The sequence below is a fragment of the Streptomyces sp. NPDC059695 genome (assembly GCF_042733785.1).
Lineage (GTDB): Bacteria > Actinomycetota > Actinomycetes > Streptomycetales > Streptomycetaceae > Streptomyces.
Genome location: NZ_JBHWFF010000029.1, coordinates 73,260 through 87,694 on the forward strand (window position 1 = coordinate 73,260; position 14,435 = coordinate 87,694).

The 14,435-nt window shown below is 72.0% G+C and carries 13 protein-coding genes; 11 read left to right on the plus strand and 2 right to left on the minus strand.

Annotated features, from left to right (window positions below; genetic code table 11):
- Nucleotides 1-54: 54 nt before the first annotated feature.
- Nucleotides 55-435 carry a peptidoglycan-binding protein gene (locus ACFV2S_RS29580; protein WP_383797361.1) on the minus strand — a complete coding sequence of 127 codons (381 nt, stop codon included), beginning with the start codon at nt 433-435 and terminating at the stop codon, nt 55-57.
- A gap of 225 nt (nt 436-660) precedes the next feature.
- On the opposite strand from ACFV2S_RS29580, the gene ACFV2S_RS29585 reads away from it, so the two are divergent.
- The 7 genes from ACFV2S_RS29585 to ACFV2S_RS29615 all read left to right on the plus strand — a co-directional run bounded on the left by ACFV2S_RS29585 (nt 661) and on the right by ACFV2S_RS29615 (nt 8,179).
- A complete protein-coding gene (locus tag ACFV2S_RS29585; RefSeq protein WP_385565490.1) occupies nt 661-1,155 on the plus strand; it encodes a hypothetical protein in 495 nt (164 codons plus the stop codon).
- A 157-nt stretch (nt 1,156-1,312) separates the two neighbouring features.
- Nucleotides 1,313-2,938 carry an ABC transporter substrate-binding protein gene (locus ACFV2S_RS29590; RefSeq protein WP_383797359.1) on the plus strand — a complete coding sequence of 542 codons (1,626 nt, stop codon included), beginning with the start codon at nt 1,313-1,315 and terminating at the stop codon, nt 2,936-2,938.
- A gap of 92 nt (nt 2,939-3,030) precedes the next feature.
- The gene (locus ACFV2S_RS29595) at nt 3,031-3,954 is read left to right on the plus strand and encodes an ABC transporter permease (RefSeq protein ID WP_383797358.1); all 924 of its coding nucleotides are present in this window, start codon (nt 3,031-3,033) and stop codon (nt 3,952-3,954) included.
- A complete protein-coding gene (locus ACFV2S_RS29600; RefSeq protein WP_385565497.1) occupies nt 3,947-4,951 on the plus strand; it encodes an ABC transporter permease in 1,005 nt (334 codons plus the stop codon). Before ACFV2S_RS29595 ends, ACFV2S_RS29600 begins: the two co-directional genes overlap by 8 nt.
- A gap of 6 nt (nt 4,952-4,957) precedes the next feature.
- Nucleotides 4,958-5,941: an ABC transporter ATP-binding protein gene (locus ACFV2S_RS29605; protein ID WP_385565501.1), complete on the plus strand. Its 984-nt coding sequence runs from the start codon at nt 4,958-4,960 to the stop codon at nt 5,939-5,941.
- Nucleotides 5,934-7,067: an ABC transporter ATP-binding protein gene (locus tag ACFV2S_RS29610; RefSeq protein ID WP_385565504.1), complete on the plus strand. Its 1,134-nt coding sequence runs from the start codon at nt 5,934-5,936 to the stop codon at nt 7,065-7,067. Before ACFV2S_RS29605 ends, ACFV2S_RS29610 begins: the two co-directional genes overlap by 8 nt.
- 176 nt (nt 7,068-7,243) lie before the next feature.
- Complete coding sequence (locus ACFV2S_RS29615) at nt 7,244-8,179, plus strand: hypothetical protein (protein WP_385565507.1); 936 nt, start codon at nt 7,244-7,246, stop codon at nt 8,177-8,179.
- Nucleotide 8,180: 1 nt separating this feature from the next.
- Here ACFV2S_RS29615 and ACFV2S_RS29620 read toward each other — a convergent pair whose 3' ends face one another.
- Complete coding sequence (locus tag ACFV2S_RS29620) at nt 8,181-10,349, minus strand: prolyl oligopeptidase family serine peptidase (protein WP_385565510.1); 2,169 nt, start codon at nt 10,347-10,349, stop codon at nt 8,181-8,183.
- Between the two features lie 177 nt (nt 10,350-10,526).
- On the opposite strand from ACFV2S_RS29620, the gene ACFV2S_RS29625 reads away from it, so the two are divergent.
- The 4 genes from ACFV2S_RS29625 (at nt 10,527) to ACFV2S_RS29640 (ending at nt 14,384) form a co-directional block, all read left to right on the plus strand.
- Nucleotides 10,527-10,721 carry a hypothetical protein gene (locus tag ACFV2S_RS29625; protein ID WP_015035959.1) on the plus strand — a complete coding sequence of 65 codons (195 nt, stop codon included), beginning with the start codon at nt 10,527-10,529 and terminating at the stop codon, nt 10,719-10,721.
- A gap of 35 nt (nt 10,722-10,756) precedes the next feature.
- On the plus strand, nt 10,757-11,647 hold the full coding sequence (gene mshB, locus ACFV2S_RS29630; RefSeq protein WP_385565515.1) for an N-acetyl-1-D-myo-inositol-2-amino-2-deoxy-alpha-D-glucopyranoside deacetylase: 891 nt from the start codon (nt 10,757-10,759) through the stop codon (nt 11,645-11,647).
- Nucleotides 11,644-12,009, plus strand: coding sequence for a DUF6113 family protein (locus ACFV2S_RS29635; protein WP_385565520.1), 366 nt, complete (start codon nt 11,644-11,646; stop codon nt 12,007-12,009). Before mshB ends, ACFV2S_RS29635 begins: the two co-directional genes overlap by 4 nt.
- A 422-nt stretch (nt 12,010-12,431) precedes the next feature.
- The gene (locus tag ACFV2S_RS29640) at nt 12,432-14,384 is read left to right on the plus strand and encodes a hypothetical protein (RefSeq protein WP_385565524.1); all 1,953 of its coding nucleotides are present in this window, start codon (nt 12,432-12,434) and stop codon (nt 14,382-14,384) included.
- Nucleotides 14,385-14,435: the final 51 nt, after the last annotated feature.

Genomic DNA, 14,435 nt, shown 5'->3' on the forward strand with positions numbered 1-14,435 from the left:
GAGCGAGGAGGGCGCCCCGGTCCGTAGCCACGGACCGGGGCGCCCTTCGTCGTGTCAGCGGCTGGTGGGGACGTACGGGAAGCAGCTGGTGTACCAGCCGAACTCGTACCGCATGATCAGGTCGCCGGTCCGCGGCCCGACGACGCCGTCGGCGTCGGAGGCGCCCAGCATCCGGTACTGCACGTACCGGATGGCCTCGTCGGTCTCGGGGCCGAAGACGCTGTCGACGCTGATCAGGTCGTGCTGCGAGGCGAAGTGGTCCGAGATGATGTTGTTGAGGCCGTTCTGCACGCACTTCACGGCGGTGGCGTTGTTGGCCTGGCCGTAGCCGACGTACGAGGCACCCGGCTGGGCCTGGGCGGAGGCGGGCAGGGCGAGGGCGGCGAGAGCGGTCGCGGCGACGACGCCGACGCGGGCGGCGAGGTTCTCGGGCATGGCGGGTCACGCTTTCCAGGGAGTTCCGGTGGGAGCCGATGCGGCATGTTCATGCGGTCGGTGATCCGCACCCTAGGGCCGGGGGACCGGGCGGCGGCCGGTCCGGCGTCCCGGGTCCGTCCCACGGGGCGTCACGGGACGGTGCGCGGCCGGATCGGCCTTGTCCGTGGAGGGGGCCGGTGCCTAGCGTCTGGCCGTTCCCGGCGTTGTGACGGAGAGGTCATCGTGAGCATCAGGGCAAGAATCGGCATGTTCGTCGGCATCGTGTGCACGGCACTGATGTCGCTGATCGCGGCACCCGGAGCGGCCTTCGCGGCGACCTGCTCCAACTACGGCTGCGACGGCATCAACCCCGACAACCTGAACTGGAACGGTACGTCGGTGACGCGCCTGGGCCCGGCCACCAACGGCAACGGCGTCACGGTCGAGCTGCGCTCGGGCACGTACAACGGCAAGGTCTACGTCTGGGGCCGGATGCAGTACGCCCCGGCCAGCAACGAGCACCTCACCTACATCTCCGTCGACCGCTGCACCGCGGACCGGCTGCAGTGCACCTACAACATGGGCTCGCACGCGGGCGGCACCTCGGGGTGGAGCGGACAGCTCTCGACCAACACGTGGTCCACGTGGACGGGCGTCTACTACGACTCCGCGCTCATCTCGCGCGCCTGTGTGTACGACTCGAGCAACGGCCGCCAGTTCTGCACGGGCTGGTGGTAGGGACTCCGCGTCCGAAGCGGGACCGGCCGGCCGGGGCGACTGCGCCCCGGCCGGCCGGCCGCGTCTCGCACCGATGGGTGCCGACAACATGCAGCCCTCTTGAATACGGGTCATATTGAGCCCTAAGTAACATTCAGGGACATTCAGGAGGCACTCCATGCGCGGAGCCACGCACGCAAAGTGGGCCGCACTGGCCACCGCCGTCGCCCTCGCGGCGACGGCCTGTGGCGGCGGCGACAGCGGCGGTGGCGGCGGGGCCGACGGCATCGTGAGTTCGTCGTGGGGCGACCCGCAGAACCCGCTGGAGCCCGCCAACACCAACGAGGTCCAGGGCGGCAAGGTCCTCTCCATGATCTTCCGCGGGCTCAAGCAGTACGACCCGAAGACCGGCGAGGCCAAGGACATGCTCGCCGAGAAGATCGACACCACCGACTCGCAGAACTTCACCATCACCGTCAAGGACGGCTGGACGTTCTCCAACGGCGAGAAGGTCACCGCGAAGTCCTTCGTCGACGCCTGGAACTACGGCGCGAGCCTGAAGAACAACCAGAAGAACGCCTACTTCTTCGGCCAGATCGAGGGCTACGACCAGGTCCACCCCGAGAAGGGCGAGCCCACCGCCGAGACGATGTCCGGCCTCAAGGTGACGGGCCCCCAGACCTTCACGGTCAAGCTCACCCAGAAGTTCTCCACCTGGCCCATCACCCTCGGCTACGCGGCCTTCTCGCCGCTGCCGCAGACGTTCTACACCGACCACGCCGGCTGGCTCTCGAAGCCCGTCGGCAACGGCCCGTACACCATCGACTCGTACTCCAAGGGCTCCCAGATGGCCCTGAAGAAGTGGGACGCCTACCCCGGCCCCGACAAGGCGCAGAACGGCGGCATCACCCTCAAGGTCTACACCGACAACAACACCGCCTACACGGACCTGACGGCCGGGAACCTCGACCTCGTCGACGACGTGCCCGCCTCGCAGCTCAAGAACGTCGACGCCGACCTCGGCGGCCGCTACATCAACGTCCCGGCCGGCATCATCCAGACCCTCTCCTTCCCGTTCTACGACCCGGCCTGGAACAAGCCCGGACAGGAGAAGCTCCGCCAGGGCCTCTCCATGGCGATCGACCGCAACCAGATCACCGAGACGATCTTCCAGAAGACCCGCACCCCCGCCGTCGACTGGACCTCCCCGGTCCTCGGCGCGGACGGCGGCTTCAAGGACGTCTGCGGCGACTTCTGCAAGTACGACGCGGCCCAGGCCAAGAAGCTCGTCGCCGAGGGCGGCGGCATCCCCGGCGGCACCATGAAGATCTCGTACAACGCCGACACCGGCTCCCACAAGGAGTGGGTGGACGCCGTCTGCAACTCCATCAACCGCTCCCTGGGCAACAACAAGGCCTGCGTCGGCAACCCGATCGGCACCTTCGCCGACTTCCGCAACCAGGTCACCCAGTCGAAGATGCCGGGGCCGTTCCGGGCCGGCTGGCAGATGGACTACCCGCTCATCCAGAACTTCCTCCAGCCGCTGTACTACACCAACGCCTCGTCCAACGACGGCAAGTACTCGAACCCCGAGTTCGACAAGCTCGTCAACCAGGCGAACGCCGAGGCCGACACCGCGAAGGCCGTCGGACTCTTCCAGCAGGCCGAGGGCGTCCTCCGGGACGACATGGGCGCCATCCCGCTCTGGTACCAGAACGGCAGCGCCGGCTACTCGGACCGGGTCGAGAACGTGACCCTGAACCCCTTCAGCGTCCCCGTCTACGACCAGATCAAGGTCAAGTGACGCCGTAGCAGTTCGGCGGTGTACGGCCCGGGCCGCGGACCCCCGCACCGGGCCGTACGCCGTCCCGCAACCCACCCACCCTGGAGGCCTCCGTGGGTCGATACGTGATCCGGCGGCTGCTGCAGATGATCCCGGTCTTCTTCGGCGCCACGCTGTTGATCTTCCTGATGGTGAACGTGATGGGCGACCCCATCGCCGGACTGTGCGGCGACCGCGCGTGCGACCCGGCGACCGCCGCCCAGCTGGAGAAGGAGTTCGGCCTCGACAAGCCGGTCTGGCAGCAATACCTGACCTACATGGGCAACGTGTTCACCGGCGACTTCGGCACCGCCTTCAACGGCCAGCCCGTCACCGAACTGATGGCCAACGCCTTCCCCGTCACCATCCGGCTGACCATCGTCGCGATCCTCTTCGAGATCGTCATCGGCATCAGCCTGGGCGTCGTCACCGGCCTCAAGCGCGGCCGCCCCGTCGACACCACCGTCCTGCTGCTGACCCTGGTCGTGCTCTCCGTCCCGACCTTCGTCACCGGCCTGCTCGTCCAGCTGCTCCTCGGCGTCAAATGGGGCTGGATCAAACCGGCCGTCTCGCCCGAGGCGCCCTTCAACGAGCTGATCATCCCCGGCCTGGTCCTCGCCTCGGTCTCCCTGGCGTACGTCACCCGGCTCACCCGCACCTCGATCGCCGAGAACAAGCGCGCCGACTACGTCCGGACCGCCGTCGCCAAGGGCCTGCCCCGCCGCCGGGTCATCAGCCGTCACCTGCTGCGCAACAGCCTCATCCCGGTGGTGACCTTCATCGGCGCCGACATCGGCGCGCTCATGGGCGGCGCCATCGTCACCGAGCGGATCTTCAACATCCACGGCGTCGGCTACCAGCTCTACCAGGGCATCGTCCGCCAGAACACGCAGACCGTGGTCGGCTTCGTCACCATCCTCGTCCTGATCTTCCTGCTGGCCAACCTCCTGGTCGACCTCCTGTACGCCGTCCTTGACCCGAGGATCCGCTATGCCTGAGCCCGAGCCGTTTGAGCCGCTTGAGTCGTACGGCGAGGAAGGACGCGCCATCGCCTCGACCGGCGCCGGGGGAGCGTCCGACCTCGCCACCGCCGAGGCGGAGACCCTGGAGAAGATGCCCGAGGGTCCCGACGGCACCGGCCCCGACAAGAAGCCCCGCTCCCTGTGGTCCGACGCCTGGCGCGACCTGCGCCGCAACCCCATCTTCATCATCTCCGGGCTCGTGATCCTCTTCCTGGTGATCATCTCCATCTGGCCCCAGCTGATCGCCTCCGGAGACCCGCTCGACTGCGACCTGTCCAAGGCGCAGGAGGGCTCCCAGCCCGGCCACCCCTTCGGCTTCAACGGCCAGGGCTGCGACGTCTACACCCGTACGGTCTACGGCGCCCGCACCTCCGTCACCGTCGGCGTCCTCGCCACCCTCGGCGTGGCGATCCTCGGCAGCATCCTCGGCGGGCTCGCCGGCTTCTTCGGCGGAGCCTGGGACGGCTTCCTGTCGCGGATCACCGACGTCTTCTTCGCCATCCCCGTCGTCCTCGGCGGCCTCGTGCTCCTGTCCGTGGTGACCAGCTCCACCGTCTGGCCCGTCATCGGCTTCATGGTGCTGCTCGGCTGGCCGCAGCTCTCCCGGATCGCCCGCGGCTCGGTCATCACCGCCAAACAGAACGACTACGTCCAGGCCGCCCGGGCCCTCGGCGCCTCCAACTCCCGGATGATGCTCCGGCACATCGCGCCCAACGCCGTCGCCCCGGTGATCGTCGTGGCCACCATCGCCCTCGGCACGTACATCTCCCTGGAGGCGACCCTGTCGTACCTCGGCGTCGGCCTGAAGCCGCCGACCGTCTCCTGGGGCATCGACATCTCCTCGGCCTCGCAGTACATCCGCAACGCCCCCCACATGCTGCTCTGGCCGGCCGGCGCGCTCGCCATCACCGTCCTCGCGTTCATCATGCTCGGCGACGCGGTGCGCGACGCCCTCGACCCGAAGCTGAGGTAGGGACCCATGCTGCTCGAAGTGCGCGACCTGCACGTGGAGTTCCACACCCGGGACGGGGTGGCGAAGGCGGTCAACGGCGTCAACTACTCCGTCGACGCGGGGGAGACCCTCGCCGTCCTCGGCGAGTCCGGCTCCGGCAAGTCCGTCACCGCCCAGGCCGTCATGGGCATCCTCGACATCCCGCCGGGGAAGATCAGTTCCGGCGAGATCCTCTTCCAGGGCCAGGACCTCCTCACACTCAAGGAGGACGAACGGCGCAAGGTCCGCGGCGCCAAGATGGCGATGATCTTCCAGGACGCGCTGTCCTCCCTCAACCCCGTCATCAGCGTGGGCGACCAGCTCGGCGAGATGTTCCAGGTCCACAAGGGGATGTCCCGCAAGGACTCCAGGGCCAGGGCCGTGGAGCTGATGGACCGGGTCAGGATCCCCGCCGCCAAGGAACGCGTCGGCCAGTACCCCCACCAGTTCTCCGGCGGCATGCGCCAGCGCATCATGATCGCGATGGCGCTCGCCCTCGAACCCGAACTGATCATCGCCGACGAGCCGACCACCGCCCTCGACGTCACCGTCCAGGCCCAGGTCATGGACCTCCTCGCCGAGCTCCAGCGCGAGCTCAACATGGGCCTCATCCTCATCACCCACGACCTCGGCGTCGTCGCCGACGTCGCCGACAAGATCGCCGTCATGTACGCGGGCCGGATCGTCGAACAGGCCCCCGTCCACGAGATCTACAAGGCCCCCGCCCACCCCTACACCCGGGGCCTGCTCGACTCGATCCCGCGCCTGGACCAGAAGGGCCAGGAGCTCTACGCGATCAAGGGCCTGCCGCCCAACCTGCTCGCGATCCCGCCCGGCTGCGCCTTCAACCCGCGCTGCCCCATGGCCCAGGACGTCTGCAGGACCGACGAACCCCCGCTGTACGACGTGACCGAGTCCCCGGTGCCGCGCGCCAGCGCCTGCCACTTCTGGAAGGAGTGCCTCCATGGCTGAGGCGATTCTCGAAGTACGGGACCTCCACAAGCACTACCCGCTGACCCGGGGCATCGTCTTCAAGAAGCAGGTCGGCGCGGTCAAGGCCGTCGACGGGGTCGACTTCGACCTCGCCGCCGGAGAGACCCTCGGCATCGTCGGCGAGTCCGGCTGCGGCAAGTCGACGGTCGCGAAGATGCTGGTCAACCTGGAGCGGCCGACGTCCGGGACCATCCGCTACAAGGGCGAGGACATCACCACGATGTCCCCCCGGGCCCTCAAGTCCGTCCGCCGCAACATCCAGATGGTGTTCCAGGACCCGTACACCTCGCTCAACCCGCGCATGACGGTCGGCGACATCATCGGCGAGCCGTACGAGATCCACCCCGAGGTCGCGCCCAAGGGCGACCGGCGCCGCAAGGTCCAGGACCTCCTCGACGTCGTCGGCCTCAACCCCGAGTACATCAACCGCTACCCGCACCAGTTCTCCGGCGGTCAGCGCCAGCGCATCGGCATCGCCCGCGGCCTCGCCCTCCAGCCCGAGATCATCGTCGCCGACGAGCCGGTCTCCGCCCTCGACGTCTCCGTCCAGGCGCAGGTCGTCAACCTCCTCGACTCCCTCCAGTCCGAGTTCTCCCTGTCGTACGTGTTCATCGCCCACGACCTGTCGATCGTGCGGCACATCTCCGACCGCGTCGGCGTCATGTACCTCGGCCGGATCGTCGAGATCGGCACCGACGCCCAGATCTACGACCACCCCACCCACCCCTACACCCAGGCACTGCTCTCCGCCGTCCCCGTCCCCGACCCCGAGGCGCGCGCCCACCGCGAGCGGATCATCCTCACCGGCGACGTGCCCTCACCGGCCAACGTGCCCTCCGGCTGCCGCTTCCGCACCCGGTGCTGGAAGGCGCAGGAGCGGTGCGAGCTGGAGGTCCCGCTCCTCGCCGTCCCGGCCGTCTTCCGCCTCACGGACACCCCCGCGAAGCACGACTCGGCCTGCCACTTCGCGGAGGAGAAGCAGGTCGTCCCGCCGGAGAACGGCGAGAACGGCGAGAACGGCGACACCGGCGAGAACGGCGACACCGGGCCCGAGATCGGCGGGGGAGGGCCCCGGATCGGCGGGGGCGGGCCCAAGTCGCTTTAACCTGCGGGCAACCCGACGGAATCGACTCCGATATACGGACACGCCAGGCTGACCGACGTACGGCCGTGCGGGTGCCGTGAGCCGGCCGGGGCGCACATGCCGCTCCGGCCGGCTGCCACACGCCGTTCATGCGGAACCGCTTGTTTCGGTGCGTCGCGACCGTGAGTATCGGGGCCGTGACTGTGACACGACCGGCACGTCTCACGGGCGCCGCGCTCTGCGCCGCGCTCGCCCTCATCGCCGCCGTGTGGATCCTCCAGGACCTGGCCGAGCTCGGTTCGCCCGCCGACCTCGCCCGGTACTGGACCGGGGACCACCGCGTCCTGATCCGGGGGCGGTCCGCCACCTCCCTGATCGACCCCGTCCTCCTCGCCGCCTACGCCGCCGCCGTCGTCGCGGCCCTGCGCTCACGGCACGCGGCCTCCGCCCTCGCCGCCGTCGGCACGGTCACCCTGGCCCTGCGCCTCCCCGGGCTCTGGGCGCACGACAGCGGCGCCCTCGTCACCGCCCTGCTCGAACTGGCCCTCGCCGCCGGACTCGTCCTCACCGCGGCCGTCGGCCGCCGCCGGGCGGACGTCCCGTACGAGCGGGAGCCCACCCGGCCCCGGACGGGCCCCGCGATCGCCGCGGGCGTCCTCCTCGCGCTCGCCGCGCTCCTCGTGACCCTGTGGGAGCTGTACTGGGCGGGCGAACTCCCCACGGAGTTCACCGTCGACCGCTTCACCGGCGGCCGGTCCGTCGTCAAGGCCGTCCTCGCGCCCCCGCCCGGCTGGCTGTCGGTGATCGCCGTCGCGCTGTACGGCACGGCCGCCGTCTCCTGCTTCTTACGGGCCCGCCACGGCCGGGCCTTCGGGCTCCTCGCCGCGGCGTTCCTCACGGCGGGCGGCGCCGCCGGCGTCGCCCGCGCCGTCCGCTACGAGACCCTCACCCGCCTCGGCGACCTCACCTCCGCGGGCTCGGCGGACATCCTCACCAGCGTCTTCGAACTGCTCGCGGGCCTCGCCGTGCTGGTGCTCCTGGCCGGACGCGGCGCCCCCGCCGCCGCGCCCGGACATCACCCGGCGGCCGGGGCGCCGCCGGCCCCTCCGTACGCGCGGCCGCCGGGCTGGTGACTCACCGGGGGAGGCCGAGCGCCCGCCGCAGGAAGTCCACCTGGAGCAGCAGCAGGTTCTCCGCCACCCGCTCCTGCGGCGTCATGTGCGTCACCCCGGACAGCGGCAGCACCTCGTGCGGACGGCCCGCCGCGAGCAGCGCCGACGAGAGCCGCAGCGCGTGCCCCACCACCACGTTGTCGTCCGCGAGACCGTGCACGACCATCATCGGCCGGGCCGGCTCCTCAGGGGCGGACAGACCGTCGTCGGTCACCAGCGACTGCGCCGCGTACACCTCCGGGTCGTCCTGCGGGGTGCCGAGGTACCGCTCGGTGTAGTGCGTGTCGTACAGCCGCCAGTCCGTCACCGGCGCCCCGACCACCGCCGCGTGGAAGACGTCCGGCCGCTGGAGCACCGCCCGCGCGGCCAGGTAGCCGCCGTACGACCAGCCGCGGATCGCCACCCGGTCCAGGTCCAGCGGGAAGCTCCCGGCAAGCGCGCGCAACGCCTCCACCTGGTCGTCCAGCGTCGGGGTGAGGTCCCGCAGCAGCGACTTCTCCCAGGCGGGGGAGCGGCCCGGCATGCCCCGCCCGTCCGCCACGACCACCGCGAAGCCCTGGTCGGCGAACCACTGCGAGGTCAGGTGCGGGTTGTGGGCGGCGAGCACCCGCTGCCCGTGCGGACCGCCGTACGGATCCATCAGGACCGGCAGCGGCCCGTCCCCCTCCGCGTACCCCGAGGGCAGCAGCACCGCGCACGGGATCCGCCGGGTCCCCGCCTCCGTCAGCCGCACCCGGGCGGAGATCACCGGCGGCTGCGCGTACGAGGCCACCACCGCGACCGGCTCGCCGTCCCGCAGCACCCGCGCCACGCTCCCCGGCGCGTCCGGCCGGGCCGACACCAGGACGGTCACCGGGCCCGACCGGACCGCGCCGTGCACGCCGGCGCCCTCCGAAAGCCGCGTCAGCCGCTCCGGGTCCGGTTCCGACACCCGGTACACATGGATCTCGCCGGTCTCCGGCTCCGCCGCCGCCTCACCGGCCGAGGCCGACACCAGGACGTCGTCGGCCCCGACGTCGAGCACCGCCCGGACGTGCAGCCCGGGACCCGTCCACGCCTCCTCCCCGACCGCCAGGACCCGGGCCCCGCCCTCGTCCGTGACCCGGACGAGCCCGCCGCCGGGGCCCCACGCCGGCACCCCGCGGTGCAGCTCCAGCCACGCCGGGTCCGTCTCGGCCCGCACGGCCGTGGTCCTCCCCGACTCCGGGTCCACCACGAGGAACAGCTGCTCGCGCTGGTCCCGCGCCTGCACGAGCAGGAGCGGCGCCCCGGCCGCCGACCAGTGCACCCGCGCCAGGTACGGATACCGCTCCCGGTCCCACACCACCTCCGTGCGCGCCCCGTCGAGGCCCACGACGAACAGCCGCACCTCCGCGTTGGCCGTCCCCGCCGCGGGGTACCCCACCCGCTGCGGCTCCCGCTCCGGATGCGCCGGGTCCGCGATCCACCAGCGCCCCACCGCCCGGTCGTCGGCGCGCGCGACGAGCAGCCGGTCCGAGGCGGGCGACCACCAGTGGCCGCGCTCCCGTCCCATCTCCTCCGAGGCGATGAATTCGGCCAATCCGTAGGAGACGTGCTCGTCCTCCGGACCCGCCAGCTCCCGGTCGCCCGTACCGTCCGCGCCCACCACCCGCAGCGCGCCCTCCGCCACGTACGCCACGAACCGCCCGTCCGGCGAAGGACGCGGGTCGATCACCGGCCCGGGCACCGGAAGCTCCCGTGCCGTCCCCGCCCGCAGCTCCGCCGTGAAGAGCCGCCCCGACAGGGCGAACGCCGCCCACTCCACCGCCCCGTCCACCGCGTACGCCACGATCCCCGCCGAGCCCTCCCGGCTCCGCTCCCGGCGCGCCCGCTCCTGCGGCGACAACTCCTCCTCCGCGCCCGCGAGCAGCGCCGCCGGGTCGGCCGCGAGCCGCTCCGCGGGCTCACCGTCCCGGGGCAGGTCGAGGACCCAGAGCCGGTGGGAACGGTCCGTCCCGGAACCGGATCTGACGAACACCACGCGCTCCCCGTCCGGGGAGACCGAGAAACCACGCGGGACCCCCAGGGTGAACCGCTGGGTCCGCGCGTGCTGACGGGGGAAGGAGAGCCCGGCCGAGGGTGTGGCCGACTGCTGCGAAGACAAGGTCATGCGGCTGAAACTAGTGCCGTGCGCCCCCCTCGTGCCTCCGTCCGCCGATCGATGCGGCCGCACGGATAGTTATGATCCGTAGCGCTAGGTGGGTATGCATCGGACTGACATGCCCTCTGGCACATGCTGATCGACCGAACCGCTCGAATATCCGACCGAAGGTGGAGGTGAACCGCCGTGGCACTCTCGATCTCCGTGGTGGTGCTGCTGGCGATCGTCGTCTTCCTGCTGATCCGGAAATCCGGGCTGAAGGCTGGACATGCGGCGGTCTGCGCGCTCCTGGGCTTCTACCTGGCGAGCTCGTCCATCGCCCCGTCCATCAGCACCCTCACCACGAACGTGGCGGGCATGATCGGCGGCCTCAAGTTCTGACGCCACCCCCGTCCTGACCTCGTAGGGTGGGGGGCATGTCCGATCTCCCCGCCCGCCGTCTGCTGCTGGTGCACGCGCACCCGGACGACGAGTCGATCAACAACGGCGCCACCATGGCCAGGTACGCGGCCGAGGGTGCCCTCGTCACCCTCGTCACCTGCACGCTCGGCGAGGAGGGCGAGGTCATCCCGCCCGGCCTCGCCCACCTGGCCCCCGACCGGGAGGACCGGCTCGGCCCGCACCGCGTCGGCGAACTCGCCGCCGCGATGGCCGAGCTGGGCGTCACCGACCACCGCTTCCTCGGCGGCCCCGGGCGCTTCCGGGACTCCGGGATGATGGGCGCCGAGCAGAACGGGCGCGCCAACGCCTTCTGGAACACCGACGTCGACACCGCCGCGCCCCACCTCGTCGAGGTGATCCGGGAGACCCGCCCGCAGGTCCTGGTCACCTACGACCCCGACGGCGGCTACGGCCACCCGGACCACATCCAGGCCCACCGCGTCGCCACCCGCGCCGCCGAACTCGCCGCCGACCCGGACTACCGCCCCGACCTGGGACCGGCCCACACGATCGCCAAGATCTACTGGAACCGCGTCCCCCGCCCGGTCGCCGAGGCCGGTTTCGCCCGGCTCCGCGCCGAGGGCTCCGTCTTCCCGGCCGTCGCCGCGGTCGACGACGTCCCCGGCGTCGTCGACGAGGACCGGATCACCGCCGAGATCGCCGCCGATCCCGCGTACGCGGCGCGCAAGACCGCCGCGATGGCCGCGCACGTCACCCAAGTCGCCGTCGACGGACCCTTCTTCGCCCTCTCCAACGACCTCGGGCAGCCGATCTTCACCACCGAGTACTACGAACTCGTCCAGGGCGTCTCCGGGGCCCCCGCGGGCGAGCGCGAGACGGACCTCTTCGCGGGGGTGACCGCGTGAGCGACGCCCCCGTCCCCCCGGGTGCCCGGTACGCCTGGTACGCCGGACTGCTCGTCCTCGGCGCCCTCGTCGGCGTCGCCGGCTCCCTCGTCCAGGCCGCCTGGTTCCCCGGAGGCCTGCTCCTGGCCCTCCTCGCCACCGCCGGGCTCTTCTACGGAGGGCTCCGCGCCACCGGCACCCAGACCGGCGTCGCCTCCGCCGGCGGAGGCTGGCTCGTCGCCGTCATCCTGCTCAGCCTCGGACGCCCCGAGGGTGACGGTCTGTTCGGCGGAGGCGCCGGCGAGCTGCTCTTCCTCTTCGGAGGCATGGCGCTCGCTGTGATGTGCGCCACGCTGCCCCGGCTGCCCCGACCGACCCCGTGAACAGGACGACTTGAGTCCGGGGACGCCCTGACTTCGGCCGGATTGCCCGTCGTCCGCCGACCAGGGGTCGGGTATGAGGCGGCGGCGTTCAGTATGGTGGTGCGCGCCGCCGAACCGCCCGGGTCAACACGAGCATCAGCAAGAGCGGGCGGTGGAGCCAACCGGGAGATCCTGCTTTGAGTCGTGAAACTGGTCGAGAGACTGACAGTTCGTCCTCCGGCGCCCAGGGGCGCGGTGGAGCCGCTTACCCCTCGGGTACCCCGCCGTACGGTTCCCGCCAGTATCCGTCGCTCCACCCCACGCAGGACGCGCCGGAGGAGACCGCCGGCGCCTCCGCGCCGCCGGAGGAGCCCAAGACCGAGACGACGCTGACGACCCGGATCCGGATCAACATCCCGGGTTCGCGTCCGATTCCGCCCGTCGTGGTCCGCAAGACGGTCAACGAGGCGCCCGCACCGGCCCCCGAGCCGGAGCCCGCCCCCGTCGTGGAGCCGGAGCCCGAGCCGGTGGCCGCGGCCCCCGAGCCGCCGCGGGCGGCCGAGGAGGCCCCGCAGGCCCCGAAGGCGAAGGAGACGAGCGACTGGTTCGCCCCCCGCAAGGCGGCGGCCCCGAGCCCGGCCCCCACGCCCGCGATCGCGCCCGCGCCGGCGTCGGCGTCGGCCGCCAGGCCCGCGCTCCCCGGACCGGACGCCCCGGGCACCGGCTTCGCGGGCTCGGCGACCTCGGGCGTCCCGACGGTCGGCACGACCCCGTCGAGCCGCCCGGTCACCGCCTCCGCCCCGACCCCTCCGGGCAACCCGCTGTACGAGAGCGGCACGCCGGCGGGCGGCACGCCGATGTACGACGGGACGCCCTCCGGCGGCACGCCCATGTACGACGGGACGCCTTCCGGGGGCACGCCGATGTACGACGGCACGCCTTCCGGGGGCACCCCGATGTACGACGGGACGCCCTCCGCCGGCACCCCGATGTACACCGGCACCCCGGCCTCCGGCACGCCCGCGTACCGCGGTCCGGGCGGTCCCGGTGCCCAGGGAGCCCCGGGAGGCCCCGCGGCGCCCGACGGGCCCACCACGGGCCCGGTCACCGGCACCGCCTCCCTCGACGGCGGCACCACCGCGCCCGGCCCGTTCGGGGGCGGCGGGGGCGTGGGCTCCCCGTTCGCCGCCGGCGGCGGCGCGCCCCGCATGTCCGACGACACGGCGATCCTGACGCCGCAGCAGCCCGCCCCGGCCCCGCGGTCCGGACCGGGCGCGGCGGCCGACAACGGCGCGCACATCTCCGGGGACACGCTCACCAGCGGCATCCCCGTGGTCCCGCCGACGGCGGCCCGCCCGAACCTGACCCCGCGCATCGAGGAGCGACAGGCCCCGGCCCCCGCTCCGGCGCCGCGGCCGGCCCCGGCGGCCGACCGCGCCCCGGCGAAGAAGGGCCGCTCCAAGCTGGTCCTGGCCGCGGTCGGCGTCTTCGGCCTCGCGGGCGTCGCGTACGGCGCCGGGCTGCTCATGAACCACTCCGACGTCCCCAAGGGCACGACGGTGCTCGGCGTGGACATCGGCGGCGGCACGAAGGAGGAGGCCGTCAACAAGCTGGACGCGGCGCTCGGCAAGCGGGCCACCGCCCCGCTCCAGCTCGGCGTCGGCGGCAAGAAGGTCCAGTTGGCCCCGGACAAGGCGGGCCTGACCCTCGACAGCCAGGAGACCGTCCGTGCGGCGGCCGGCAGCGACTACAACCCCGTCTCGGTCATCGGCTCGCTCTTCGGCGGCGAGCGGGTCGCCAAGCCGGTCTTCCCGGTCGACGAGGAGAAGCTCGCCGTCGCCCTGACCGACCTGGCCGGCAGCTCCGCGTCGGCGACCGAGGGCACGATCCTGTTCGCGCCGAACAAGGTGACCCCGGTCGAGGGCAAGCCCGGCAACGGCCTGGACGTCCAGCGCTCGATGATCTCGGTGCGGGACGCGTTCCGGGCCCAGGTCGAGACGGGCCAGGGGAAGCTCGTCGAGCTCCCGGTCACCACCCTCCGCCCGACGGTCACCAAGGCCGAGCTGGACCGGGCCATGAAGGACTTCGCGACGCCCGCGATGTCCGGCCTGATCAGGATCCAGGCGGGCGGCAGGCACATCGACTTCGGCCCGGCACGGTCGCTGCCGCAGATCCTCTCCATGAAGGCCGTCGACGGCCGGCTGGTGGAGGTCTACGACAAGAAGGCGATCGAGCGGCTCCTGGACGGCGCGTTCGAGGGCGTCATGATCACCAAGGGCGACGGCAGCAAGCACCAGGTCTCCGCCGACGACGTGGCCTTCGTGATGCGCGACGCCCTGCGGGGCAAGACCCTCGCGGAGCGCACGAAGACGATCGACCTCACGGGCCAGGGCTGACAGCCCCCGCCCGAACGCGCGAGCCCCCGTCCCGCACCAGGGACGGGGGCT

Bases quoted from the DNA above. Each gene is read 5' to 3' on its own strand.
- ACFV2S_RS29580 (WP_383797361.1), bottom strand. From the start codon at position 435: ATGCCCGAGAACCTCGCCGCCCGCGTCGGCGTCGTCGCCGCGACCGCT.
- ACFV2S_RS29590 (WP_383797359.1), top strand. From the start codon at position 1,313: ATGCGCGGAGCCACGCACGCAAAGTGGGCCGCACTGGCCACCGCCGTC.
- ACFV2S_RS29600 (WP_385565497.1), top strand. From the start codon at position 3,947: ATGCCTGAGCCCGAGCCGTTTGAGCCGCTTGAGTCGTACGGCGAGGAA.
- ACFV2S_RS29605 (WP_385565501.1), top strand. From the start codon at position 4,958: ATGCTGCTCGAAGTGCGCGACCTGCACGTGGAGTTCCACACCCGGGAC.
- ACFV2S_RS29610 (WP_385565504.1), top strand. From the start codon at position 5,934: ATGGCTGAGGCGATTCTCGAAGTACGGGACCTCCACAAGCACTACCCG.
- ACFV2S_RS29620 (WP_385565510.1), bottom strand. From the start codon at position 10,349: ATGACCTTGTCTTCGCAGCAGTCGGCCACACCCTCGGCCGGGCTCTCC.
- mshB (WP_385565515.1), top strand. From the start codon at position 10,757: ATGTCCGATCTCCCCGCCCGCCGTCTGCTGCTGGTGCACGCGCACCCG.